Raw genomic sequence first — 22,764 nt, forward strand, 5'->3', positions numbered from 1 at the left:
AACCCCAGGTCAGACCCCGTCTGGCCTGGGGTTTTGTGTGGGCAGCTCTACGCTGATCCGGAGGCCGCCCATGGGGCGCGGGGTCAGGGTGAGCGTTCCGTCGTGGGCGTGGGTGATGGTCTTGGCGATGGCCAGGCCGAGGCCGACGCCCGCGTGGTCGGTGTGGATGCGTTCGGTGCCGCGCTGGAAGGGTTCGGTGAGGGTCGGGATCAGTTCCGGGGCGAGCTTTTCGCCGGTGTTCTCGATGGTGAGCACCGCTGTTCCGGGGCGGGTGTCGGTGTGGACCCACACGGTGCCCTGGTCGGGCAGGTTGTGGACGATCGCGTTGTGCACGAGGTTCATGGTCAGCTGGAGCAGCAGTGCCGGTGATCCGGTCGTGGTGGTGATCTCGCCCCTGGTTTCGAGGGTGACGCCGTGCTTTTCCGCGAGGGGGAGAAGGGTTTCGGTGGCTTCTTCCGCCAGGAGGGACAGGTCGACGGGTTCCCGGGTGAACGACCGCTGTTCGGCGCGGCCGGCCAGGAGCAGGGCTTCGGTGAGTTCGATCGCCCGGGTGTTGACGGTGTGGAGGCGGTCGATGAGTTCGCCGGTGTCGCGGTTCGGATCGGTGCGGGCCACGTCGAGGAGGGCCTTGGAGACCGCCAGCGGGGTGCGTAGTTCGTGGGAGGCGTTGGCCGCGAATCTGCGCTGTTCGGCGACGTGTGCTTCGAGGCGGGCGAGCATCGCGTCGAAGGCGTCGGCGAGTTCGCGGAACTCGTCCTTGCGGCCCGGGAGCCGGATCCGGTGGGAGAGCGATCCGTGGGTGGCCCTGCGGGTGGCGTCCGCGATGCGCGTCAGGGGGGCGAGCATGCGGCCGGCGAGGATCCAGCCCCCGACGAGGCCGAACACGAGCAGGAAGGCCAGTACGGCGGCTGCCCTCGGAGCGAACACGGCCAGGAGGGCGGAGCGGATGGGAAAGACACCGCCCGAGGGCATGTCGTCGGGGTTGTAGAGCATCGCGCGGTCGGGGACGTAGCGCAGGAGGAACAGCCATACGGCGGCAAGCAGCAGGACTCCGGCCAGCATGAGGAATCCGGCGTAGCTGAGGGTGAGTTTGAGGCGAACGCTCACGCCTGGTGCCCTATCCACGCTGGTCTCCCTCGTGGCCGGCGTCCGGCTGGACGTCGATGCGGTATCCGGCGCCCGGAACGGTGGCGATGACCCAGGGTTCGCCGAGCCGTTTGCGCAGGGCCGAGACGGTGATGCGTACGGCGTTGGTGAACGGGTCGGCGTTCTCGTCCCACGCGCGTTCCAGGAGTTGTTCGGCGCTGACGACGCCGCCTTCGGCGCCGACGAGGACTTCGAGGACGGCGAACTGCTTCCGGGTCAGCGCGACGTAGCGGCCGTTCCGGTAGACCTCTCGGCGGAACGGGTCCAGACGCAGACCCGCGATCTCCCGCACGGGCGGTCTGCTGTGGGCGCGCCTGCGGTCGAGGGCTCGGAGGCGGAGGACGAGTTCCTGGAGTTCGAAGGGTTTGGTGAGGTAGTCGTCGGCGCCGAGTTCGAAGCCGGTGGCCTTGTCGTCGAGGCGGTCGGCGGCGGTGAGCATGAGGATCGGCATGCCGCTTCCGGAGTCGATGATGCGTTTGGCGATCTCGTCACCGGAGGGGCCGGGGATGTCCCGGTCGAGGACGGCGATGTCGTAGGTGTTGATGCTCAGCAGTTCCAGCGCGGTGTCGCCGTCGCCCGCGATGTCTGCGGCGATCGCTTCGAGGCGTAGACCATCGCGGATGGCTTCTGCCATGTAGAGCTCGTCCTCGACGATCAACACACGCATGCCTTCGATGCTACGAGTGGGCGCATATCGCCGGCGTATCGAAAACCGCATACGTGCGGGCAACAGCGCGCTGCTTTGACTGGTGGCATGACGCGAACCCCGCCCTCGGTACGGACAGTGACCCGCCGGACTCGCCCGTTCCCACAGGGTGGCTCCGGTCGTGGGGACGCCGCCCCCGGTGTCCGGCGGGCCGGCATCCGTCGAGTGTTCCGCGCCTGCTCCCGGCCGGGTCCCTGGAAGCGCGGCCCGGTGCTCGCGGCGCTGGCGTTGCTGCTCGGCCTGCTGATGCTGCTGCATGCGGAGATCACGGACTACGGGGGTCTCGGCAGTCTGATGGAGACCTTCCTGCCGTGGTTCGGCCTGTTCGTGCCGGTGCTGCTGGCCGGGGCGCTGTGGCGTCGCTCCGCTTCCGCGGTGGTCGCGCTGCTGTTGCCGGTCACGGTGTGGCTGAGTCTCTTCGGCGGGCTGCTCGGTGACAGGTCCCACTCGGGCGGTGACCTCGTCGTGGCCGGCCACAACGTCGGTGCGGGCAACCGCGACCCGGTCGGTACCGCCCGCGACCTGGTCGCCTCCGGGGCGGATGTGCTGGGTCTGGAGGAGATCACCCCGCAGGCGAGGCCGGTGTACGAGAAGGCTCTGGCGAAGGCGTATCCGTACCACAAGGTGTTGGGCACGGTCGGGTTGTGGAGCAGGCTGCCGCTGTCGGACGTCCGGCCGGTGGACACCGAGATGGACGCCGGGCCGCTGGGGGCCACCAAGCCGGCCGCCGTCAAGCTGTCCTACAACCGCGCGTTGCGCGCCACGGTGGCCACGAGCCGGGGTCCGTTGGCGGTGTACGTGGCCCACCTGGGGTCCGTACGGGTGATGCCCAGGACGGGCTTCTGGACGGGCAGCCGGGACCGTAACGCGAAGGCGCTGGCCAAGGCAGTGGCCGCTGAGCCGAGCGGGCGGGTGGTGCTGCTCGGTGATCTGAACGGCACGACGGACGACCGTGCGTTCGCCGGCCTGACCTCGCGGCTGCGCTCGGTCCAGGACGCGGCCGGGGACGGCTTCGGTTTCACGTGGCCGGAGAGGTTCCCGGTGGCGCGGATCGACCAGATCCTGGTGCGCGGTGTGGAGCCGGAGAGTTCCTGGGTGCTGCCGGCCACCGGCAGCGACCACCGACCGGTGGCGGCCGGGATCAGCTGGTGAGACCCGCGCAGGGGCTCTCTACGGCAGCGGCAGCGGCAGTTCCCGAATCGACGGGTCGGCGATGCGTCCCGTCAGGGCCTGCGCGAACCGTTCCGCGTGCAGGACGCGGTAGGGGCGTGAGTGGTACGGCCTTGTCGTCGGGTCGAGGCGGTCGGTGAGGCCGAGTTGGTTGTGCAGGTCGGCGACGGTTTCGTAGGCGGCGGCGAGATGGTGCTCGCGGTCGTGCCAGTCGGTGGCCGCGAGGGCGGTCCTGAGAACCGGGGTGAGGCGGTCGCCCGCAGCGGTGTGGGCGAAGGCGCTGCCGAGCCATTTGCCGTACGGCGGGTAGCGGCGGTCCATGAGGAGGCACAGGCGCATCAGGTGGCGGGTCTGGCGGGCGGCGACGACGGCCGAGCCGAGTTCGTCGCCGACCTCGCCGCAGCGGCCGACGAAGGCCTCCTCGTGGGAGAGGCGCTGCCATTGGCGGGCCAGGACGTGGAGCCACAGGTCGTGGGGGTACCAGCGCAGGGCGGCGCGGGCGGGGGCGAGGGCGTGCAGGCCGTCGTGGAAGACGGCTCCGGCGGTGACCTCGGCGAGGCGTTGGGTGGGGGTGCCGAGCCAGTGGGCGGGAGTGATCGCGCGGGTCGGGTCGAAGCCGAGTGTGTCGGTGAACCACGAGGAGACGTGGGTGACCTCGACGCGGTGGTGGACGGGGCCGTCGGTGGCACGCATGACGCGGATGTCGCGGGTCTCGCCGGTGGGCGCGAAGTGCGTGGGCCAGCCGTGGAAGGTCTTCGGGAGGCGCTCGGAGAGGACGTGTCCGATACGTTCCGCGTGGCGCGGGACGTCCTGGGAGCGCAGGAAGATCTGGAGGCGCGGGCCCCATTCGTGGTCGGCGGAGCGCGGGGTGTCGTAGCCGAGGACTTCGGAGCCGGGGCCGATGCGTGCGGCGGAGTGCGGGATCCCCGGGGCGGTTTCCTCCAGGAGGGGGCCCACGGCCTCGGCGTAGAAGCGGCGGGAGAGTTCGAGGCCGGGGACGAAGGCGGGCGTGCTCACGGTGTGCCGGAGGCCTGTGCGAGGGCTTCGTCGGTCAGGCGGTAGACCGTCCATTCGTCCTGGGGGCGGGCGCCGAGGGCCTTGTAGAAGTCGATCGCGGGGGTGTTCCAGTTCAGGACGGACCATTCGAGGCGCTGGTAGCCGCGCTCGACGCAGATGCGGGCGAGTGCGGTGAGCAGGGCCTTGCCGTGGCCGCCGCCGCGGGCCGTGGGACGGACGTAGAGGTCCTCGAGGTGGATGCCGTGGACTCCGCGCCAGGTGGAGAAGTTGAGGAACCAGATCGCGTAGCCGATCACCGCGTCGGTGGTGTCGTCGGTCGCCACATGCGCGAAGGTCGCGGGGCGGGAGCCGAAAAGGGCTTCGTGGAGTTGTTCCTCGGTCGCCTTCGCCTCCTCCAGCGCCCTTTCGTATTCCGCGAGTTCGCGGATGAGGGCGTGGATCGCGGTGATGTCGGCGGGGGTGGCGGGGCGGATCACGGCTGTCGGCTCCGGTGGGTGCGCAGGCGGTGGGCGATGTCGAGTTGGCGGGGTTCTATGGGGCGGCCGTCCTCGATGTCCCAGAGGCTGTTCTGGAGCAGCCGTCCCAGGGTCCAGGCACGCGCGCGGGCGCGGTCCAGGCCGAGGACGTCGGTCATGGCGTCGAAGCGCCAGGTGATCTCGTCGGCGTCGAAGCGGTTGTCGAGGGCGGGCCAGAGTTCGAACCCGGGGTCGCCGGCGAGGGGTTTGGGGTCGATGGCGAGCCAGGGCGAGCGCTCGGAGGCGAGGACGTTCTCGTCGTGCAGGTCCCAGTGCAGGAGCCGGTCGCCGGGTTCGTCCACGACTTCGCGTACGGCGGCCGCGCAGTCGGCGACGGTACGGCGGGTTTCCGTGTCGGGGACGCGTTTCAGGGCCGCGGGGGTCCTGTCCAGCATGGCCTGTGCGATGTCGCCGAGGTGCCGCATACCGGCCGGGGCCGGGGTGGCGGTCAGGTGGGCGAGCAGACCGGCGATGACGAGGACCGCGTCGCGGGTTCCGGGCAGGGTGGACAGCATGCGGTCGGAGTCGAGGCGCTCCAGGAGCATGGTGTGGGTGACCGGGTCGTGGTCGAGGAGGCGGACCGCGCCGTCGCCGTCCCAGAGGCGCAGGGCGACGGGTTCGCCGACGCTCTCCTCGTCGAGGAGCTGGAGTTTGAGGGCGGCCGGGGTGCCGTCGGACCGGCGGACGACGGGCAGGACCAGCGCGGTGACGCCGTGCATGGGGGAGCCGTCCGGCCTGAGGTCCCAGCGCTCCAGGAAGTCCTCGACCAGGGTCGGCAGTCCGGCGATGAACTTCCGGCCCTTGTCGCCGTTGTAGCGCTCCTGTGCCGCCGCCAGTTCCTCCGGGATGTCGATCACGTGCCGGACCCTACCGGCGTGGGTGAATCGCCTCATGCGAATTAACCGGGGTGCCCACCGGGTGTGGGCCTACGTCCGCAGCGCCCCCGGCACCTATGTGTGGCTGGCGGTCCTGTTCGTGACGACGGTGGCGCTGCACCACATGTCGCCGGAGTTCGAGGAGGAGTTCCTGCGGCAGCGCTCGACCAACATCCATGAGCTGTCGAGCAATCCGGTGCGGGTGCTGGTCGCCAGCGCGATGTGGATCGACAGCGGACACTGGCTGCCGTACGTCGTCCTGTACTCCGTCTTTCACGCGCCGGCGGAGCGCTGGCTGGGGACCGCGCGCTGGCTGGCGGTGTGTGCGGCGGCTCACGTACTGGCCACGCTGATCAGCGAGGGGGCGCTGCTGTGGGGGATCCGGCACGGCATGGCGCCCGCGTCCGCGGTCGACACGCTGGACATCGGGGTGAGTTACGCCCTGGCCGGGGTGATCGCCGTGCTCGTGTACCGGATTCCGGCGCCTTGGCGGTACGTCTACGGGTTCGCGGTCCTCGTCGTGTACGCGGTACCGCTGGTGACCGGGCGGACCTTCACCGATCTGGGGCACTTCACTTCGGTGCTGATCGGGTTCGGGTGTCGGCCGCTGGTGACGGGGCGCGAAAAAGCACGGAATCCGAAGGAGACAGCGGCCGCGCCGACGGGTTAACGTCCCGGGCCATGAGCAGCACTGCCGTGAACGGCGGCATCTCCTTCTGGTACGCGGACGACGGCTTTCCCGAGGCGCGGGAGCCGCTCGGCGGTGACGCGTCGGCGGACGTGGTGATCGTCGGCGGCGGGTACACGGGACTGTGGACGGCGTACTACCTGAAGAAGGCCGTGCCCTTCCTGCGGATCACCGTTCTGGAGCAGAAGTTCTGCGGCTACGGCGCCTCCGGGCGCAACGGCGGCTGGCTCTACAACGGCATCGCGGGCCGCGACCGGTACGCGAAACTGCACGGCCACGAGGCCGCCGTACGTCTGCAGAAGGCCATGAACGACACCGTCGACGAGGTCGTCCGGGCCGTCGGCGAGGAGGGCTTCGACGCCGGGCTCCACGAGGGAGGCGTCCTCGAGGTCGCGCGTACGCCCGCGCAGTTGGCGCGGCTGAGGGCCTTCCACGAGCACGAGCTGGCGTACGGCGAGAAGGACCGTGAGCTGTACGGGGCCCGGGAGACGGCCGAGCGGATCCGGGTCGCGGACGCGGTCGGGTCGTCGTGGACGCCGCACGGGGCGCGGGTGCATCCGGTGCGGCTGGTGAAGGGGCTCGCGGCGGCCGTCGAGGCGCTGGGCGTGACCCTCCACGAGCAGACGCCGGTGACGGAGATCCGGCCCAAGCACGCGGTCACGCCGTACGGCACCGTCCGCGCGCCCTATGTCCTGCGCTGCACGGAGGGCTTCACCGCCGCTCTGAAGGGCCAGAAGCGGACCTGGCTGCCGATGAACTCCTCGATGATCGCCACCGAGCCGCTGACCGACGCGCAGTGGGCGGCGATCGGCTGGGAGGGGCGCCAGACGCTGGGGGACATGGCGCACGCCTACATGTACGCGCAGCGCACCGCCGACGGGCGGATCGCGCTGGGCGGGCGCGGGGTGCCGTACCGCTTCGGTTCGCGTACCGACAACGACGGGCGGACGCAGGCGGCGACGGTCGAGGCGCTGCGGGAGATCCTCGTGGGGTTCTTCCCGATGCTGGCCGGGACGCGGATCGCGCACGCCTGGTCGGGGGTGCTCGGTGTGCCGCGCGACTGGTGCGCGTCGGTGACGCTGGACCGTTCGACGGGGATCGGCTGGGCGGGCGGTTACGTCGGTTCGGGCGTCGCCGCCGCCAACCTGGCCGCCCGGACCCTGCGCGACCTGGTCCAGCAGGACTCGGGGCAGGGCGGCCGGACCGAGCTCACCGAACTGCCGTGGGTCGGTCACCAGGTGCGCAGGTGGGAGCCGGAGCCGCTGCGGTGGCTGGGTGTGCAGGGCATGTACGCCACGTACCGCACGGCGGACCGGCGCGAACTCACCAGCCACCGCGCCGAGTCGTCCCGGCTGGCGCGGTGGGCGGACCGGATCGCCGGACGGCACTGAGCCCGGCGCTCAGGCCACCGACTCCGGTACCGGGGCTCCCGCGGGAGCGCCCTGCTTCGGTGGCTTCGCCGTCACCATCAGGCCCGCGATCAGGCCGGCCAGGAGCATGATGCCGACGGCCCACCAGATGGCCACCGTGTAGCCGTGGACGACGCCCTCGCTGACGATCAGGGCCTTCTTCGACGGGTCGGTGAGGTGGGCGGCGACGTAGGCGGTGCTGCTGGTGGTGGCGATGGTGTTGAGCAGGGCCGTGCCGATCGAACCGCCCACCTGCTGCGAGGTGTTGATGGTCGCCGAGGTCACGCCGGAGTCGTGCGGAGCGACGCCCGCGGTGGCGGTGGAGAACACCGGCATGAACGTGAGGCCCATGCCGAGGCCCATGAGGAGCAGGGCGGGCAGGATCTCGGTCGCGTACGAGCTGTTCACGGTCATCTGCGTCAGGATCAGCATGCCGCCCGCGGCGAGGACCATGCCGGGGGCCATGAGCATGCGCGGTGGGACGCGGTTCATCAGCCGGGCCGAGATCTGGGTGGAGCCGACGATGATCGCGGCGGTCATCGGCAGGAAGGCGAGGCCGGTCCGCACGGGGGAGTAGGCCATCACGACCTGGAGGTAGTAGGTCATGAACAGGAACAGCCCGAACATCCCGATGACGGCGAGTCCCATGGTCAGGAAGCAGCCCGCGCGGTTGCGGTCCTTGACGATGTGCAGGGGGAGGAGGGGCATGGGGGCCCGGGACTGCCACCACACGAAGACCGCGAGGAGTACGACGCCCCCCGCGATCAGGGTCAGCACCAGGGGGTCGCTCCAGCCCCGGGGCTGGGCCTCGCTGAAGCCGTAGACGATCGCGACCAGGCCGCCGCAGCCCAGCAGCGCACCGGGCACGTCGAGGCGGGCGCCCGCGTGGCCGGGGCGGTCGTGCAGCAGCGCGAGGGCGCCGAAGACGGCGGCGACGGCGATGGGCACGTTGACGTAGAGGCACCAGCGCCAGTTGAGGTACTCGGTGAGCAGCCCGCCGACGATGAACCCGATGGCGGAACCGGAGCCCGCGAGAGCGCCGTAGATCCCGAAGGCCTTTCCGCGCTCCTTGGGATCGGTGAACGTCGTGGTCAGCAGCGACAGCGCGGAGGGGGCGAGCAAGGCCGCGAACGCGCCCTGGAGGGCGCGGGCCGCGAAGAGCATGCCGGAGCCGGTGGCGGCGCCGCCGAGTGCGGAGGCGGCGGCGAAGCCGACCAGGCCGATCACGAAGGTGCGCTTGCGGCCCACCAGGTCGGCGATGCGGCCGCCGAGCAGGAGGAGGCCGCCGAAGGCGAGCGTGTAGGCGGTGATGACCCACTGCCGGTTGGCGTCGGACATGCCCAGGTCCTGCTGTGCGGAGGGAAGCGCGATGTTCACGATGGTCGCGTCGAGGACGACCATCAGCTGCGCGAGGGCGATGACCACCAGGCCCCACCAGCGACGGGGGTCCGCCGATTCGGCTGACTGGGTGACGCTCATCTGGTCAGAAGACCATGGATCGGTACGCGTCGCATCTGGACGTGTCATGGCTCCAGGACCACCTTTCCGGTCGTGCCGCGGGTCTCCAGCGCCCGGTGCGCGGCGGCCGCGTCGGCGAGCGGGAAACGCTGTACGGCGGGGGTGAGACGGCCCGCGGCGGCTTCGGCGAGGGCGCGCAGTTCGAGGGTGCGGATCGGGTGGGGGCCGCCGGCCTTCTGTGCCATGACGGGCCCGAGGACCTGCTCGGAGACGCCTTCGACGAGGTACGGCCGGCCGTCGTGGATCCCCTCGCCGGACCAGCCGAAGACGATGTGCCGGCCTTGGTCGCCGAGAAGGGCGACGCACTCGCGGGCGACCTCGCCGCCCACGCCGTCGAAGACCACCGTGGCGGGCCGGCCGCCGAGGAAGGCGCGGACCTTCCCGGGCCACGCGGAGTCCTTGTAGTCGACGGCGAGATCGGCGCCGTTGGCGTGCACCTGTGCCGTTTTCGACGGTCCGCCCGCGAGACCGACGACGGTCGCTCCGGCGTTCTTCGCGTACTGCACGAGGAGCGTGCCGATGCCTCCGGCGGCCGCCGGGACCACGGCCACCGAGTCCGGGCCGAGCTCGGCGAACTGCAGGATCCCCATCGCCGTACGGCCCGTGCCGATCATGGCGACGGCCTGGGCGAAGTCGAGGTTCCCGGGGATCTCGTGGACGCGGTCGACATCGGTGACGGCGAGTTCGGCGTAACCGCCGGGAGCGAAGCCCAGGTGAGCGGCCACGCGCTTGCCGAGCCACAGCTCGGCGACGCCGTCCCCGAGGGACTCGACGACTCCGGCGACCTCCCGGCCGGGGATGGTGGGCAGCGTGGTCGGCCGGGGCAGCGGTCCCTGCTGCCCCTCGCGCAGGGCGGTGTCCAGGAGGTGGACACCGGCCGCCCGTACGGCGATACGGACCTGGCCGGGGGCCGGTGCCGGGTCGTCGGTCTGCTCGTAGGTGAGGTTCTCGGCGGGGCCGAAGGTGTGCAGGCGGATGGCGTGCATGGAGGGACTCCCTCGGTGGGCGGGAGCTCTGCAGGCTGGGACTCTGCGGGCAGGGCTCTGTCGGCAGGACACCACCCTCCGACCTCAAGCATGCTTGAGGTCAAGGGCGTTCCGGCCGAGGGCCAGCGATACGGCGGTGAGCGCGCTGGTGAAGGAGACCTCCGAGAGCACCCCGGGCGCCGCGACCTGGTCGCCCGCGAGATACACGCCGTCGCCCCGGTCGACGGCCGGCCGGTCGCGCCAGTTCGTGCCGGGCAGGTCGACGGCTCCCGTACGGCCGTTCGCGACGGACTCGCGCCGCCAGGTGACGCGTTCGCGCCAGCCGTCGAAGGCGAGATCGAGCAGCTGCTCCGCGCGCGCGACCCCGTCCGCCCTGGTCTCGTGCGGGGCGATCGGGATCTGCCCCTGGAGGAGCTGTTCGCCCTCGGGTGCCAGGGTGCGGTCCTGGGCGGTGAACCGTTCGATCCAGCCGGGGGAATCGAGGTCGGAGACGGCGAAGGCGTCACCCCGCCGGGTGCGCAGGGCCAGGTCGAGGAGTGTCGTACGGCCGCTCGGCCAGGTCAGCGAGTCGTCGCCGAGGAGCCGCCGGGCCGCGTCGAGGGAGGTGGCGACGACGACCGGGGCGTCGGTGGGCAGCGTGTCGACGCGGGACAGGGTCTCCATCCGGACGCCCAGGTTCCAGGCGCGGGCGGCCATCCGGTCGACGACGCCGGCCCAGCCGCCGCGCGGGTAGTGCGCCTCGGGCGGCAGCTTGGTGGCACGCCGCAGCCGTTCCTGCACGAACGCGGCGGACAGGGAGCCCGGGTCGTGATGGAACAGGGCGACGGCGGAGTAGTGGGCGGCGGCGCGGGCGCCCTCCTCGCCGGCCTGCGCGGTGGCCCAGGACAGGAAGTCCACGTCGACGGGAGCCTGTTGGGCACTGCGGCGCAGCAGCTTGAGCATCGCGAAGGGCGGGGTGCGGCGCAGTACGCCCTTGTGCCTCAGCCGCAGCCGGGCCGCCTCCAGAGGGGGGAGCGGTGCGAGGGGGCCGATGAGGTCGCGCTGCTGGAGCCAGGACCAGTGCGGGCCGCCGTTGTAGAGAGCGTGCGGGCCGTCGTTCGTGCGGTACGGCCCCTCGGCGGTCCTGGCCCGGCCGCCGAGCGTGTGATGGGCCTCGTACACGGTGACCTTGGCGCCCGCCTCGGCGGCGGAGATCGCCGCGGTCAGCCCGGCGAGGCCGCCGCCGATGACGGTGATGCGGTGCATGGCTGGGGTCTCCCTCTGCTCGGGGGTCTGGTCCGTCGTCGGTATGACTGATTCGGGGCACCGGAATGTGACATGGGGGCTGTCTGTGCAGGTCAGGGGGATTGTCAGTGGTGGGGTGCAGGATGGGGGCATGGCGAGGAGAGCGACGGCTGGGGCGAGCGGGTCCGGTGGTTCCGGCGGTGTGCGCGGTGCGGGTGGCTCGCGGGTGAAGGGGGCGCGGCGGCCGGAGGTGCGGCTGCCGCCGCTGGAGCCGCACGGGGGAGGAGAGCTGGAGCCGGACGGGGACTACGACGGGCTGGAGTTCCTGGAGGCGGACCTCGCGGGGCAGGACGGGGCGGGGGCCCGTTTCATGGACTGCGCGCTGAGAAGCTGCGCGCTGGACGAGACCCGGCTGCACCACGCCCGCTTCCTCGACTCGGTCCTCACCGGCATACGGGGCGTGGGCACCGACCTGGCGGAGTCGACCCTGCGCGACGTCGAGCTGATCGACGCCCGCCTGGGCGGAGTGCAGTTGCACGGCGCGGCCCTGGAGCGCGTCGTGATCCGAGGCGGCAAGATCGACTACCTGAACCTGCGCACGGCGGTCCTGAAGGACGTCGTCTTCGAGAGCTGCGTCCTGGTGGAACCGGACTTCGGCGGCGCACGGCTGGAGCGTGTGGAGTTCGTGGACTGCACCCTCAAGGGCGCGGACCTCACGGCGGCGACCCTCAAGGACGTGGACCTGCGCGGCGCCGCGGTACTGGAGATCGCCCGGGGGATCGACCGGCTGGCCGGGGCGGTGATCAGCGCGTCACAACTGCTCGACCTGGCACCGGCGTTGGCGGCGGAGGTGGGGATCCGGGTGGAGGGGTGAGGGGGGCGCGGGCTCTCTTCCGAGCTGCCGGAGGTGCGGCCGAGCCTTGGGTTCCGGGCGCAGTTGTGGGCGTCGGGCGGCCCGCGGTGCGCGCGGTCGCAGTGGCCGACGTTACCCCTTCGACCAGGGCACCGGCCCGACCGCAGCAGATCCTCGTCGGCCGGGATGCCGGCTCGCCATGATCACTTCATCCTCGGGAACCGTGCCTGGAGCGTCCAGATCGCCGGGTTCTCGCCCAGGTCGTCGTGGAGGTCGACCAGGTCGGCGATGAGGTCGTGCAGGAAGTCGCGGGCCTCGCGGCGCAGGTCCGCGTGGGAGAAGGTGAGCGGGGGCTCCTCCACCGGCATCCAGTCGGCCTCGATGTCCACCCAGCCGAAGCGGCGCTCGAAGAGCATGCGGTCGGTGGACTCGGTGAAGTCGAGCTCCGCGTGCTGGGGGCGGGAGGCGCGGGAGCCCGCGGGGTCGCGGTCGAGACGTTCCGCGATGTCGCACAGCGCCCACGCGAAGTCGAGCACCGGCACCCATCCCCAGGCTGTGGACAGTTCCCGGTCCTCCTTGGTGTCCGCGAGATAGACGTCTCCGCAGAACAGGTCGTGCCGCAGCGCGTGGACGTCCGCGCGGCGGTAGTCGGTCTGCGGCGGGTCAGGGAAGCGGTTGGAGAGGGCGTAGCCGATGTCGAGCACGTACGAGATGGTGTCACGGGCCTCTCATAGGATCACCGCGTGTCCCGATCCGCGCCGCTCGTCCCCACCGCCCTGCTCCTCGCGACCGCCCTCACCGCCTGCGGCGGCGGAGTGCACGGCACCCCCGGCGGCTCCGGCCTGCGCGACCCGTACTTCCCGAAGGCCGGCAACGGCGGCTACGACGTCACCCACTACGACCTCGACCTCGCCTACGACCCCGACACCTCGAGGCTCTCCGGCACCGCGACCCTCACCGCCCGCGCCACCCAGGACCTCTCCGCCTTCGACCTCGACCTCGAAGGGCTGGACGTCGAGAAGGTCACCGTCGGCGGCGACGAGGCCCGCTGGAACCGCACCGGCCAGGAGCTGACCGTACGCCCGCACGACGACCTCGACGAGGGCAGCGCCTTCCGCGTGACCGTCACCTACTCCGGCACCCCGAAGACGATCACCGACCCGGACGGCTCCGAGGAGGGCTGGCTGCCCACCGAGGACGGCGCGGTGGCCCTCGGCGAACCGAACGGCTCGATGGCCTGGTTCCCCGGCAACCACCACCCCTCCGACAAGGCGTCCTACGACCTCACGATCACCGTGCCCGAGGGCCTCCAGGCCGTCTCCAACGGCGAGTTGACGGCGAGCCGGACCAGCGGCGGCCGTACGACCACCACCTGGCACACCGCCGAACCCATGGCGAGCTACCTCACCACCCTCGCGATCGGCGACTACGACATCCACCGCACCACCACCCCCGACGGCCTGCCCGTCTACACCGCCGTCGACCCGGCGGAGGCCGACGGCAGCCGGAAGGTGCTGGCGCAGATCCCCGCTGTGATGAAGTGGGCGGAGAACACCTTCGGCCCGTACCCCTTCTCCTCCACCGGCGCGATCGTGGACCGCGAGGGCGACGCCGGCTACGCCCTGGAGACCCAGAACCGCCCCTTCTTCCCCGGCGCCCCCGACACCGGGACCCTCGTCCACGAACTCGCCCACCAGTGGTACGGCGACTCGGTCACGCCGAAGACCTGGCGGGACATGTGGCTCAACGAGGGCTTCGCGACCTACGCCGAGTGGCTGTGGGCCGAGGACCACGGCGGCGACAGCGCCCAGAAGACCTTCGACGAGCTGTACACGCACGGCGAGGACGTCTACGACGACCTCTGGTCCTTCCCGCCCGGCAAGCCGTCGAGCGCCGCGCACCTCTCCGACAGCCCCGTCTACCAGCGCGGCGCGATGGTCCTCCACAAGATCCGCCAGCGGCTCGGCGACACGGCCTTCCGCGCCCTCCTCCGGCACTGGCCCACCACCCACCGCCACGGCACCGCGGACACCGACGACTTCACGACGTACGTCGAACGGCTCGCCCCCGACGAGGACTTCGACCCGATCTGGGAGCAGTGGCTGTACGGGGACGGGAAGCCGGAGCGGGCGTAGTCGGGTGGGGCATGGTCCTGTCAGCCCTCCGACAGCGGCTTGCGCAACACCGAGCAGGGCCGCCCGTGTTGCAGGTCCGACCGGTGGTCGATGACCTCGTAGCCGAGGGCCGTCCAGAAGGCGAGGGCGCGGTCGTTGCCGTCGAGGACGGCGAGACGTACGGCGGTGCGGCCCTCGGTGCGGAAGCGGTCCTCGACGAGGGCGGCGAGCCGACGGCCGTAGCCCTGCCGATGTACGTCCGCGTCCACCATCAGCAGCCCGATCCACGGGTCCGGGTCGGCCGGGTCCGGGTGCCGGGCGAGCGTGATGGCCACCCCGACCAGCCGGCCCTCACTGCGCGCCAGCAGCACCTCCGCGTCCGGATGCGCCAGCTCCTCGGCCAGCGCCGCCGCCACCTGCTCCGGCCGGATGTCGTCCGGGTCCGGGAAGTCCCCGCTGAGGGCCATGAAGTCACGGTTGGCGGCGTACAGGGCGGTGAGTTCGGTCAGGAGGGGCGCCGGGATGTCGTGGTCGGGGGTGAGGGGGAGGGAGGTGAGGAGCATGCCGGGCAGAGTAGTTGAGGCGTTGCGGCTCCGGGTGTGAGGCTCACTCGCGAACTGCCTTCAGCGCCTCCTCAAGGACTGCGCTCAGCTCTCGGAGGGCCTCCTGCGCAATGGCTGGATCCTCGTGTTCCAGGTTGTTCTCCGCCTGGGTGTAGCGGCTGGACAGGTCCGGGCGCCGGGCGATCTCGATGTCCCTGGCCCAGATCTGGACCCAGCTCTGCACCGGGCTGAGGGACTGCCATTCGACAGCTTTGGCGAAGGCCTCGTCCTTCATGGCCTGCATTTCGTCAAGACGACCCGGAGCGACCACGGCAAGGGCGGCACGCAGGGCGTCCGGCGTCAGCTCGGGACGGGGGATCAGCTCGTGCCCATGGTCGGCCTGAGTGCTCATGGTGTCCTCCAGAGAGTGCCCCGCCCAGCGTACCGAGGTGAGCTGGAGGGGACGTGACTGAGCGGTCTCAGGCGGCGGTGGCGACGGGAGTGCGGCAGTCACGGCAGAGTCCTGGAGTCGGTGAGCGGAAGGCGCGGTCGCAGCCGTCGCAGGTCTGGAACGGGTGCTGTACGTCCGGGGGTGGGGCCGGAGGCCGGTATGGGGGCAGGGGTGGCAGCTGAGCGGCGAGGCGGTGGGCCAGGAGGGCTGCCGGGCGGTGCAGGGGCTCTGTGGGGAGGTGGGCGGTCAGGGCGTCTCGTACGGCGGTGGGGGTGAGGTCCCGTTCCAGCCAGGCGGCGACTCCGGGGGCCAGGTGTTCCGTGTCGGTGGCCGAGAGGAGTAGACGGGGGTCGTGGCGGCGGAGGCCCGTCAGGACGTCGGTGGCCTGCTGGAGGAGGGCGGGGGCGGGGTAGCCCGGTTGTGGTACGGCGGGGAGGAGTCTCTTGCGGGGCGGCTGCCGGTGCTTCGGAGCAGCGGGGGTGCGGCTTTCGGCGGCCCAGCCGCGGTGACCCGGCTGGTTGCAGGAGACCGTGCGGGTGATGATGCGGCCGCTGGGGAGGCGTTCGCGGGTGCGGCGGAGGTAGCCGTGGGTTTCCAGTTCCCGTAGAGAGGCGGCGATACGGTCCCTGCCCTCGGGGAACCGGTCGGCGAGGGTCTTGATGTCGACGTGGGCGCCCTGGGGCAGCGACTGGATGTGGCACGCCAGACCGATCGCCAGCAGAGAGAGGTCCGCGTGCTGGGTCAGGTGGTTGCCGATTACCGCGAATCGTTCGGTGTGGCGGGCGTTGTCGTGGATCAGGCCACCCGTGTGGGGGTGGTTCTTGCCCGCGTTACGGGACCGGGCGCGCGCGGGCGCGCTAGGGTTTTGCGTGTCCATCGGGAAGGTCTCGACTTCCTTGGTGGTCAGGCCCTCGCACTGGGATGCCAGTCCCGGCGAGGGCCGTTGCATGTCTGCGGTTGTGTTGCGCCGACTGTAAAGCAAGCAACCGGGCCGAAATCCAGCTGAGTTGGCGATGTTCACTCGGGCGAGTGAGCTGCGACTTCGCGGCGGGAGGAGGGGTGGGGCTTGGTGGGGTTCCTTTCGCCCGGAGTTCTTTGGGAAGGGCGCCACCAGCACCGGCGTACGGGTCTCCAGGTGCCGGTGCTTCACCGATCTGCCGTCGCGCCTTGACCCATTACGCACTCATTGCACAAAAAATCTTCACTGCGGCTGGGTCGGGTTCCTATGATGCGGAGATCAACAGGCCCGTGCGGAGGCAGACTTCGGCGGGCCTCTCAGGTTCCCGTGGGGGATTCATGCGAATACGTGTTGCGGTCACGGCCGTTGTCTCCGGAGCCGTCGTGCTGTCCGCACTCGCCGTTCCGGTCGTCGCGCAGGCGGCGGAGCGCACGACTGCGTCGACGAAGCTCAGCTCCTTCGCCTCCGACGGTTCCAGGACCGTGCGCCCGAACGACTCGTTGGGCAACACCAAGTTCTCGAACGCGGTCGTCAACGGTGGCAAGGACATCGTGCTCGGCACCAGCGGCACGAAGTCCGTCGTCGTCACATACACCGCCACCGACCAGAACGGCGTCGCCCTCACCGAGGCATTCCTGTGGCAGGGCACCGACAGCTCGACCACGGACGGCATCACCGGTGGCCTCGGGACGGACGACGACCCCAGCTGCACGGAGACGGCCACCCAGGGCGTCTACAAGTGCAAGGCCGTCTTCAACATCCATCCGGCCACCGACATGAAGGACAACGGCGTCGCCGGGACCTGGAAGTTGTTCCTTGGCGCTTGGGACCTCTACGCGAACGCCAGTTACAACGACGACGTCACCACCGCCGCGATCAAGAAGGCCGCCACGCTGACCGCTGACGCCACTCCCGAGCCGGTCAAGAAGGGCAGGACCATCACCGTCACGGGCAAGCTCGCCCGCGCGAACTGGTCGACGGGCAAGTACGCGGGTTATGTCTCACAGCCCGTGAAGCTGCAGTTCCGCAAGAAGGGCAGCAGCACCTACACCACCCTCAAGACGGTCAAGACCAACAGCACCGGCGTCCTGAAGACCACGACCAAGGCCACGGTCGACGGCTACTACCGCTACTCCTTCGCGGGCACCGCCACCACCGCCGCCGCGACAGCGCCCGGCGACTTCGTCGACGTCAGGTAGGCCCGGCACGCCGAAGCCCCCGGCCGACACGACCAGGGGCTCCAGCTCAGCGCAGCGAGACGTCAGACGTTCACGCCGAAGTCCGTCGCGATGCCCACCAGGCCGGACGCGTAGCCCTGGCCCACCGCGCGGAACTTCCACTCCGCGCCGTTGCGGTACAGCTCGCCGAAGACCATCGCCGTCTCCGTGGCCGCGTCCTCGGAGAGGTCGTAGCGGGCGATCTCGGCGCCGCCGGCCTGGTTGACGATGCGGATGTAGGCGTTGCGGACCTGGCCGAAGTTCTGCGAGCGGTTCTCCGCGTCGTAGATCGAGACCGGGAAGACGATCTTGTCGATGTCGGCCGGGAGGCCGGCCAGGTTGACGTTGATCGCCTCGTCGTCGCCGGCGCCCTCGCCGGTGCGGTTGTCACCGGTGTGGACGATGGTCTGGTCCGGGGTCTGCTTGTTGTTGAAGAAGACGAAGTGACCGTCGGAGTAGACCTTGCCCTCCGTGTTGACCGCGATCGCGGAGGCGTCGAGGTCGAAGTCCGTGCCGGTGGTGGTGCGGACGTCCCAGCCGAGGCCCACGGTGACGGCGGTCAGGCCCGGAGCCTCCTTGGTGAGCGAGACGTTGCCACCCTTGGACAGGCTTACAGCCATGGTTTGGGAGTCCTTCCCTCGTTTTTGTACGGCAAGTACGGGCTTGAAGTTACAGCTACCCGTATGAACGCCGCGAGGGGCGTCGAAGGTTCCCCGTGTCTTTACTTTCTTTACCGAACTGAGGGCGGCCGCCCGGCGATATTCGGGTGACGTGGACCGGACAGAGCCGGGAACATGGACCCCATGTCCGGTCCCCACGTCATCCGCGGCTCCGTCTCGCTCCCCGAGGCCGAGCTCATGTGGCGTTTCTCGCGCTCCTCCGGCCCCGGTGGCCAGCACGTCAACACCAGTGACTCCCAGGTGGAGCTGCGTTTCGACCTGGCCCGTACCGAGTCACTGCCCGACGTGTGGAAGCAGCGGGCGCTGGACAAGCTGGCCGGGCGGCTCGTCGACGGGGTCGTCACCGTCCGCTCCTCCGAGCACCGTTCGCAGTGGCGCAACCGCGAGACCGCCGCCGTACGCCTCGCCGCGCTCCTCGCCGAGGCCACCGCTCCGCCGCCCAAGCCGCGGCGGGCGACGCGCATCCCGCGCGGGATCAACGAGCGGCGGTTGAGGGAGAAGAAGCAGCGCTCGGACACCAAGCGGGGGCGGCAGGGACGGGACTGGGGGTAGCCCCGGCCCTGCGACACGTCATCACGTCATCAACAGACCTGCGTGTGTCACATCTCCTCCGTCCCATCCGTCAACTCACCGACGGCGGACGACGACGAGAGCGGTGACCCATGGGCGACGACGACTTCCTGGCCGAACGCTTCGAGGCGCACCGGGGGCAGCTGCGGGCGGTGGCGCGGCGGATGCTCGGGTCGGCGGCCGAGGCCGAGGACGCGGTGCAGGAGACGTGGGTGCGGATGAGCCGGTCGGACACCACGCACGTCGACAACCTCGCCGGCTGGCTGACGACCGTCGTGGGCCGGGTCTGCCTCGACATGCTCCGCTCCCGCAGGTCCCGTGCCGAACAGCCCCTGGAAGCCGAGGTACCGGTGCCGGCCACCGTCGCCGATCCCGAACAGGACGTCCTCCTCGCCGACTCGGTCGGCAGCGCCCTCCTCGTCGTCCTCGACACCCTCACCCCCGCCGAACGGCTCGCCTTCGTCCTCCACGACCTCTTCGCCGTCCCCTACGACGAGATCGCCGGCGTCATCGCCAAGTCCCCGGCGGCCGCCCGCCAGCTCGCCAGCCGGGCCCGGCGCCGGGTGCGGGGCGCCCAGGCCACCGACACCGATCGGACGCGCCGGCGTGAACTCGTCGACGCCTTCCTGGCCGCCGCGCGCGAGGGTGACTTCGACCGGCTGCTGGAGGTCCTCGACCCGGATGTCGTGGTGCGCACGGAGGTCGGGGTGACGACAGGGGCGCCGGCTGTCGCCAAGGGGGCGACGAGCTACTCGCGGCACATCATCGGCGTCGCGGTGCCCGTTCTCGTCGAGGGCCGCACCGGCATCGCGCTCCTACGGGACGGCCGCGTGGAGCGGACCCTCGCGTTCACGTTCGTACACGACCGGATCGCCGTGATCGACATCACCACGGACCCGGTCCGGGCGGCCCGGTCGGAGATCACCTTCGTCTAGTCGAGGCTCAACACCCCGACCGTCTCGCCCCCGCTCAGCTCCCCGGTCCGGCGGAAACCGAGCCGCAGATAGAACTCCGCCGGGCCGTTGTCGCCCTCGTGCCAGGTGACGTACAACTCCTTCGTGCCCCGGCGGCGCAGCTCCGCGGCCACGGACTCGACGGCGAAACGGCCGTAGCCCCTGCCCTGGGCGTCGGCCGCGATGTTCAGCCGCCACAGACCGGAGCGGACGACGCTGCCGCCGTCGGCGCGCCAGTCGATGTCGAGGAAGGCCATCAGGAAGCCGACCGTGCGGTCGCCGTCGACGATCAGACGGGGCCAGGCGACGCCCGCGGGATGCACGTAGGCCTCGGCGAGGGACTGCATGACCGGGGAGATCGCGAATTCCTGCTCGGGGCGGACCCGTATGCCGGTCGCCGTTTCGAAATTCCCGGGTGTGATCTCTTCGAGGCGGGGTGCGAATGTCATCCGGGGACCTTATGCCGAAGGGTCGGCGCGGGGCCACGGAATTCATCCCAGCTGGCGGTACCTGCCCCGGAAATAGGTCAGCGGCCCGCCGTCCGCGCTCGGTACGTCGGCCGTCAGGACGCGGCCGATCACCAGCACGTGGTCGCCGGCCTCCACGCGCTGTTCGGTGCGGCACTCCAGGGTGGCGAGGGCACCGCCCACCAGTGCGGCGCCGGTGGCCGCGCCGCGGACGTACGGGATGTCCTCGAACAGGAGGCGGTCGCTGATGCGGCCCTTCATGGCGAAACGGCCCGCGATGTGGCGCTGGCTCTCGGACAGGACGGAGACCGCCCAGTGGGGTTGCTCGTCGAGCAGGTCGTCCATGCGGGAGCCCGTACGCAGGCTGACCAGCACGAGAGGCGGATCCAGGGAGACCGACAGGAAGGCCGTGGCCGTCATGCCGACGTCCTCGCCGCCTGGTCCCTCGGCGTCGAGCGGGGGCTCGAACGCGGTCACCAGGACCACGCCCGCGGCCAGCCGGGACATGGCGGCGCGGAACTCGTCGTTGCTCACCCCCACAGCATGCCCGGAAGCGGGCGGAGGGATCATCGGGGCGGTGGCGGGGGGAGTGTTCGGCACGCCGGAAACGCTAATGTCCGGTCCGTGCGCTCCGCATCGGGCCTTCGTCCGAGGCCGGACCTAGGTCTACCGGCGGAGATGGACAGGGCGTCCACAAACGCCCAAAGTTTGCGTTCAGTAAACGCACAGGGAAAGCGCAGAAACCCCACTCAATTGTTCATCTTTCGCTGTGACTTGAGTCACAAGGGGCGGTATTTGTTGACCCTGTGTACCGAGTGGGCAGCGCGCTGTGATTCAGTGGCGGGGAAGTACCGACGAAGCCGCACCAACGAAGCCGCACTGAAGATACGCCGAAGAGAACCCTTGATTCGCTGCGAGGTCTCGGGGGGAGGGCGAGCAATGGAGAGCGAGTCGGAGCCGTACGTCCGTCTTGCGTCCCTGCGACAGCTGCACCAGGTCATGGCCGACATGAACACGGCCCGCAGCCTGGCCGACACACTGCAGACCGTCGCGAACGGCGTGGTCACCGCACTCGGTTACGAACTGGCGTGCGTCAATCTCGTGCGCCCCGACGGCGACCTCGTGGTCGCCGCCTTCTCCGGGAACCAGGCCGCCGAGTCGCTGATCACCGGCCGGGTGGGCTCCCGTGAGTCCTGGGAGCGCCGGCTGAGCATGGGGGAGACCTGGGGCGACCTGGTCTTCATCCCGCACACCGAGGGCTGGGTCCTCGACGACGACGACGTCCCGCAGTGGTACACCGACGGCCCGGCGCCCCGCTTCGAGGACGAGTGGCATCCCTCGGACCGGCTGTTCGCGCCGATGTACACACCGGGCGTCAAGGGCGGCCAGTGCGGCGAGCTGATCGGCGTGCTGTCCGTGGACCGGCCGCGCAACGGCCGCAGGCCGGGGGCCTGGGGACGCGAAGCGCTCCAGATGTACGCGTTCCAGGCCGCCATCGCGATCAGCAACGCGCGTCTGCGGTCGAACATGCAGCGCGCACTGGTCAGGCTCGAAAGGGAGCAGCAGGCCCTCAGGGCCAGTGAAGAGAGCTTTCGGCAGGCCTTCGAGTACGCCCCCTCCGGCATGGCCATCGCCGAGATGGGCGGTGACCAGCACGGCCGGATCCTGCGCACCAACGACGCCCTGTGCCGCCTTCTCGGCCGCCCCGCGTCCGCGATGCGCCGCTACTCCTTCTCCGACCTGGTCCACCCCGAGGACATAGGCACCCTGCTGCGGACCTCCGCGGAAGGCGGGCGCGCGGAGCTCCGCCTCGGGCGCCGGGACGGCACGTACGTCTGGGTGTCCCTGCGCAACTCGGTGGTCGCCGACGCCGCCGACGGGCCGCGCTTCCTGCTCACCCACGTCGAGGACATCGAGGAGCGCAAGCGCCGCGAGCTCCAGCTCGCCCACCGCGCCTCCCACGACTCCCTGACCGGCCTGCCGAACTCCGCCGAGCTGCGCTCGCGGCTGTCCTCCCGGCTCTGTCAGCGCTCCACCCACACGGGCGCGCTGGAGTCGATCGACGCGGCCTTCGGCCACCCGGCCTTCGACGCGAACGGCCACGGTTTCGACTTCCGGCCGGTCGGCGCGGCGGCGTTCGACACCTTCGACCACCATGTGCACACCGTCGCCCCCGAGGGAGAGCGCGACGACGGCACCAAGGGGCTCGCGGTGCTCTTCTGCGACCTCGACGGCTTCAAGTCGATCAACGACCGGTTCGGGCACAACGCGGGTGACGCGGTGCTCATCGAGGTCGCCCGGCGGTTGTCCCAGTGCGTGCGCGACGGCGACACCGTGGCCCGGCTCGGCGGCGACGAGTTCGTGATCCTCGCCGACGGCCTCGGCAAGGCCGACGCCGCCGACCTCGCCGTACGTCTGCGCAGCGAGATCATCCAGCCGATCCGTGCCGAGGGACGGGCCGTCCGGGTGGGTGCCAGCTTCGGCATCGGCTGGGCGCACTGCGGCATGACGGCGGACGAAGTGTTGAAGTCCGCCGACGAGCGGATGTACGTCGAGAAACGATCTCGTCCCAAACAACACAGACGCGCGGGATGATCCCCAGGTCAGCGAGCTGATGCGATCCGAGTCACCCGTTTGGGCCATCAGGAGCGGGTAGGCTCGCCATTCTGACCATCCGTATCGCATCCGATGCCCACCTGTTTGAG

The 22,764-nt window shown here is 70.7% G+C and carries 24 protein-coding genes; 9 read left to right on the plus strand and 15 right to left on the minus strand.

Features of this window, described 5'->3' with window-relative positions; translation table 11 throughout:
• Positions 1 to 9 precede the first annotated feature (9 nt).
• Positions 10 to 1,125, minus strand: coding sequence for a sensor histidine kinase (locus tag OG841_RS25465; protein WP_371566903.1), 1,116 nt, complete (start codon positions 1,123 to 1,125; stop codon positions 10 to 12).
• Positions 1,118 to 1,813 carry a response regulator transcription factor gene (locus OG841_RS25470; RefSeq protein WP_328639380.1) on the minus strand — a complete coding sequence of 232 codons (696 nt, stop codon included), beginning with the start codon at positions 1,811 to 1,813 and terminating at the stop codon, positions 1,118 to 1,120. The genes OG841_RS25465 and OG841_RS25470 overlap by 8 nt, the downstream gene beginning before the upstream one ends.
• Positions 1,814 to 1,900: 87 nt before the next feature.
• On the opposite strand from OG841_RS25470, the gene OG841_RS25475 reads away from it, so the two are divergent.
• Positions 1,901 to 3,004, plus strand: coding sequence for an endonuclease/exonuclease/phosphatase family protein (locus tag OG841_RS25475; protein ID WP_371566904.1), 1,104 nt, complete (start codon positions 1,901 to 1,903; stop codon positions 3,002 to 3,004).
• Positions 3,005 to 3,022: 18 nt separating this feature from the next.
• Here the strand turns inward: OG841_RS25475 and OG841_RS25480 are convergent, their stop codons facing one another.
• The 3 genes from OG841_RS25480 to OG841_RS25490 are packed head-to-tail and all read right to left on the minus strand — an operon-like array spanning position 3,023 to position 5,447.
• A complete protein-coding gene (locus tag OG841_RS25480) occupies positions 3,023 to 4,039 on the minus strand; it encodes a DUF4037 domain-containing protein (RefSeq protein ID WP_371566905.1) in 1,017 nt (338 codons plus the stop codon).
• A complete protein-coding gene (locus tag OG841_RS25485; protein WP_371566906.1) occupies positions 4,036 to 4,515 on the minus strand; it encodes a GNAT family N-acetyltransferase in 480 nt (159 codons plus the stop codon). The genes OG841_RS25480 and OG841_RS25485 overlap by 4 nt, the downstream gene beginning before the upstream one ends.
• The gene (locus OG841_RS25490) at positions 4,512 to 5,447 is read right to left on the minus strand and encodes an aminoglycoside phosphotransferase family protein (RefSeq protein WP_371566907.1); all 936 of its coding nucleotides are present in this window, start codon (positions 5,445 to 5,447) and stop codon (positions 4,512 to 4,514) included. Before OG841_RS25490 ends, OG841_RS25485 begins: the two co-directional genes overlap by 4 nt.
• Between OG841_RS25490 and OG841_RS25495 the strand changes: the two genes are divergently transcribed.
• Positions 5,446 to 6,099: a rhomboid-like protein gene (locus OG841_RS25495; protein ID WP_328639376.1), complete on the plus strand. Its 654-nt coding sequence runs from the start codon at positions 5,446 to 5,448 to the stop codon at positions 6,097 to 6,099. The genes OG841_RS25490 and OG841_RS25495 overlap by 2 nt on opposite strands.
• An 11-nt stretch (positions 6,100 to 6,110) precedes the next feature.
• Complete coding sequence (locus tag OG841_RS25500) at positions 6,111 to 7,508, plus strand: NAD(P)/FAD-dependent oxidoreductase (RefSeq protein ID WP_371566908.1); 1,398 nt, start codon at positions 6,111 to 6,113, stop codon at positions 7,506 to 7,508.
• A 9-nt stretch (positions 7,509 to 7,517) separates the two neighbouring features.
• Here OG841_RS25500 and OG841_RS25505 read toward each other — a convergent pair whose 3' ends face one another.
• The 3 genes from OG841_RS25505 to OG841_RS25515 form a co-directional block, all read right to left on the minus strand.
• Positions 7,518 to 9,005 (minus strand): MFS transporter, encoded by a 1,488-nt coding sequence (locus OG841_RS25505; protein ID WP_328639374.1) that lies wholly within the window; start codon positions 9,003 to 9,005, stop codon positions 7,518 to 7,520.
• 44 nt (positions 9,006 to 9,049) lie between these two features.
• Positions 9,050 to 10,030 carry a zinc-binding dehydrogenase gene (locus tag OG841_RS25510; RefSeq protein ID WP_365119320.1) on the minus strand — a complete coding sequence of 327 codons (981 nt, stop codon included), beginning with the start codon at positions 10,028 to 10,030 and terminating at the stop codon, positions 9,050 to 9,052.
• Between the two features lie 84 nt (positions 10,031 to 10,114).
• A complete protein-coding gene (locus OG841_RS25515; RefSeq protein WP_328639372.1) occupies positions 10,115 to 11,275 on the minus strand; it encodes an NAD(P)-binding protein in 1,161 nt (386 codons plus the stop codon).
• Positions 11,276 to 11,405: 130 nt separating this feature from the next.
• Between OG841_RS25515 and OG841_RS25520 the strand changes: the two genes are divergently transcribed.
• Positions 11,406 to 12,128, plus strand: coding sequence for a pentapeptide repeat-containing protein (locus OG841_RS25520; protein WP_328639371.1), 723 nt, complete (start codon positions 11,406 to 11,408; stop codon positions 12,126 to 12,128).
• A 182-nt stretch (positions 12,129 to 12,310) separates the two neighbouring features.
• On the opposite strand, the gene OG841_RS25525 is transcribed toward OG841_RS25520, so the two are convergent.
• The gene (locus OG841_RS25525) at positions 12,311 to 12,811 is read right to left on the minus strand and encodes a hypothetical protein (protein WP_328639370.1); all 501 of its coding nucleotides are present in this window, start codon (positions 12,809 to 12,811) and stop codon (positions 12,311 to 12,313) included.
• 39 nt (positions 12,812 to 12,850) lie between these two features.
• Here OG841_RS25525 and OG841_RS25530 point away from each other — a divergent pair, with 39 nt between their 5' ends.
• Complete coding sequence (locus tag OG841_RS25530) at positions 12,851 to 14,242, plus strand: M1 family metallopeptidase (RefSeq protein ID WP_328639369.1); 1,392 nt, start codon at positions 12,851 to 12,853, stop codon at positions 14,240 to 14,242.
• 20 nt (positions 14,243 to 14,262) lie between these two features.
• Here the strand turns inward: OG841_RS25530 and OG841_RS25535 are convergent, their stop codons facing one another.
• The 3 genes from OG841_RS25535 to OG841_RS25545 form a co-directional block, all read right to left on the minus strand.
• The gene (locus OG841_RS25535; protein WP_328639368.1) at positions 14,263 to 14,784 is read right to left on the minus strand and encodes a GNAT family N-acetyltransferase; all 522 of its coding nucleotides are present in this window, start codon (positions 14,782 to 14,784) and stop codon (positions 14,263 to 14,265) included.
• A gap of 43 nt (positions 14,785 to 14,827) precedes the next feature.
• Complete coding sequence (locus OG841_RS25540) at positions 14,828 to 15,175, minus strand: hypothetical protein (RefSeq protein WP_328639367.1); 348 nt, start codon at positions 15,173 to 15,175, stop codon at positions 14,828 to 14,830.
• Positions 15,176 to 15,242: 67 nt separating this feature from the next.
• Positions 15,243 to 16,091, minus strand: coding sequence for a helix-turn-helix domain-containing protein (locus tag OG841_RS25545; RefSeq protein WP_328643576.1), 849 nt, complete (start codon positions 16,089 to 16,091; stop codon positions 15,243 to 15,245).
• Positions 16,092 to 16,510: 419 nt separating this feature from the next.
• Here OG841_RS25545 and OG841_RS25550 point away from each other — a divergent pair, with 419 nt between their 5' ends.
• Complete coding sequence (locus OG841_RS25550) at positions 16,511 to 17,371, plus strand: hypothetical protein (RefSeq protein ID WP_328639366.1); 861 nt, start codon at positions 16,511 to 16,513, stop codon at positions 17,369 to 17,371.
• 62 nt (positions 17,372 to 17,433) lie between these two features.
• Here the strand turns inward: OG841_RS25550 and OG841_RS25555 are convergent, their stop codons facing one another.
• Positions 17,434 to 18,009: a TerD family protein gene (locus OG841_RS25555; RefSeq protein WP_062044736.1), complete on the minus strand. Its 576-nt coding sequence runs from the start codon at positions 18,007 to 18,009 to the stop codon at positions 17,434 to 17,436.
• Between the two features lie 183 nt (positions 18,010 to 18,192).
• Here OG841_RS25555 and arfB point away from each other — a divergent pair, with 183 nt between their 5' ends.
• Together arfB and OG841_RS25565 are read left to right on the plus strand one after the other, a co-directional pair.
• Entirely contained in the window at positions 18,193 to 18,621 is a 429-nt protein-coding gene (gene arfB, locus OG841_RS25560; protein WP_311717902.1) for an alternative ribosome rescue aminoacyl-tRNA hydrolase ArfB, read from the plus strand.
• Positions 18,622 to 18,731: 110 nt separating this feature from the next.
• Positions 18,732 to 19,574 (plus strand): sigma-70 family RNA polymerase sigma factor, encoded by an 843-nt coding sequence (locus OG841_RS25565; RefSeq protein ID WP_328639365.1) that lies wholly within the window; start codon positions 18,732 to 18,734, stop codon positions 19,572 to 19,574.
• Here OG841_RS25565 and OG841_RS25570 read toward each other — a convergent pair.
• On the minus strand, positions 19,571 to 20,041 hold the full coding sequence (locus tag OG841_RS25570; RefSeq protein ID WP_328639364.1) for a GNAT family N-acetyltransferase: 471 nt from the start codon (positions 20,039 to 20,041) through the stop codon (positions 19,571 to 19,573). The two genes, OG841_RS25565 and OG841_RS25570, sit on opposite strands and share 4 nt — an antisense overlap.
• Positions 20,042 to 20,083: 42 nt before the next feature.
• Positions 20,084 to 20,659, minus strand: coding sequence for a flavin reductase family protein (locus OG841_RS25575; protein ID WP_328639363.1), 576 nt, complete (start codon positions 20,657 to 20,659; stop codon positions 20,084 to 20,086).
• A 339-nt stretch (positions 20,660 to 20,998) separates the two neighbouring features.
• Between OG841_RS25575 and cdgB the strand changes: the two genes are divergently transcribed.
• Entirely contained in the window at positions 20,999 to 22,654 is a 1,656-nt protein-coding gene (gene cdgB, locus OG841_RS25580) for a diguanylate cyclase CdgB (RefSeq protein WP_328639362.1), read from the plus strand.
• Positions 22,655 to 22,764 lie beyond the last annotated feature (110 nt).

Origin of the sequence: Streptomyces canus, from assembly GCF_041435015.1 — a bacterium.
In the GTDB taxonomy this organism is placed as follows: Bacteria; Actinomycetota; Actinomycetes; order Streptomycetales; family Streptomycetaceae; genus Streptomyces; species Streptomyces canus_G.

Excerpts from the sequence above, each read along its gene's own strand:
- OG841_RS25470 (WP_328639380.1), bottom strand. The coding sequence starts at position 1,813 with ATGCGTGTGTTGATCGTCGAGGACGAGCTCTACATGGCAGAAGCCATC.
- OG841_RS25475 (WP_371566904.1), top strand. The coding sequence starts at position 1,901 with ATGACGCGAACCCCGCCCTCGGTACGGACAGTGACCCGCCGGACTCGC.
- OG841_RS25495 (WP_328639376.1), top strand. The coding sequence starts at position 5,446 with ATGCGAATTAACCGGGGTGCCCACCGGGTGTGGGCCTACGTCCGCAGC.
- OG841_RS25490 (WP_371566907.1), bottom strand. The coding sequence starts at position 5,447 with ATGAGGCGATTCACCCACGCCGGTAGGGTCCGGCACGTGATCGACATC.
- OG841_RS25500 (WP_371566908.1), top strand. The coding sequence starts at position 6,111 with ATGAGCAGCACTGCCGTGAACGGCGGCATCTCCTTCTGGTACGCGGAC.
- OG841_RS25505 (WP_328639374.1), bottom strand. The coding sequence starts at position 9,005 with ATGAGCGTCACCCAGTCAGCCGAATCGGCGGACCCCCGTCGCTGGTGG.
- OG841_RS25510 (WP_365119320.1), bottom strand. The coding sequence starts at position 10,030 with ATGCACGCCATCCGCCTGCACACCTTCGGCCCCGCCGAGAACCTCACC.
- OG841_RS25515 (WP_328639372.1), bottom strand. The coding sequence starts at position 11,275 with ATGCACCGCATCACCGTCATCGGCGGCGGCCTCGCCGGGCTGACCGCG.
- OG841_RS25520 (WP_328639371.1), top strand. The coding sequence starts at position 11,406 with ATGGCGAGGAGAGCGACGGCTGGGGCGAGCGGGTCCGGTGGTTCCGGC.
- OG841_RS25535 (WP_328639368.1), bottom strand. The coding sequence starts at position 14,784 with ATGCTCCTCACCTCCCTCCCCCTCACCCCCGACCACGACATCCCGGCG.
- OG841_RS25540 (WP_328639367.1), bottom strand. The coding sequence starts at position 15,175 with ATGAGCACTCAGGCCGACCATGGGCACGAGCTGATCCCCCGTCCCGAG.
- OG841_RS25545 (WP_328643576.1), bottom strand. The coding sequence starts at position 16,091 with ATGGACACGCAAAACCCTAGCGCGCCCGCGCGCGCCCGGTCCCGTAAC.
- OG841_RS25550 (WP_328639366.1), top strand. The coding sequence starts at position 16,511 with ATGCGAATACGTGTTGCGGTCACGGCCGTTGTCTCCGGAGCCGTCGTG.
- OG841_RS25555 (WP_062044736.1), bottom strand. The coding sequence starts at position 18,009 with ATGGCTGTAAGCCTGTCCAAGGGTGGCAACGTCTCGCTCACCAAGGAG.
- arfB (WP_311717902.1), top strand. The coding sequence starts at position 18,193 with ATGTCCGGTCCCCACGTCATCCGCGGCTCCGTCTCGCTCCCCGAGGCC.
- OG841_RS25565 (WP_328639365.1), top strand. The coding sequence starts at position 18,732 with ATGGGCGACGACGACTTCCTGGCCGAACGCTTCGAGGCGCACCGGGGG.
- OG841_RS25570 (WP_328639364.1), bottom strand. The coding sequence starts at position 20,041 with ATGACATTCGCACCCCGCCTCGAAGAGATCACACCCGGGAATTTCGAA.
- cdgB (WP_328639362.1), top strand. The coding sequence starts at position 20,999 with ATGGAGAGCGAGTCGGAGCCGTACGTCCGTCTTGCGTCCCTGCGACAG.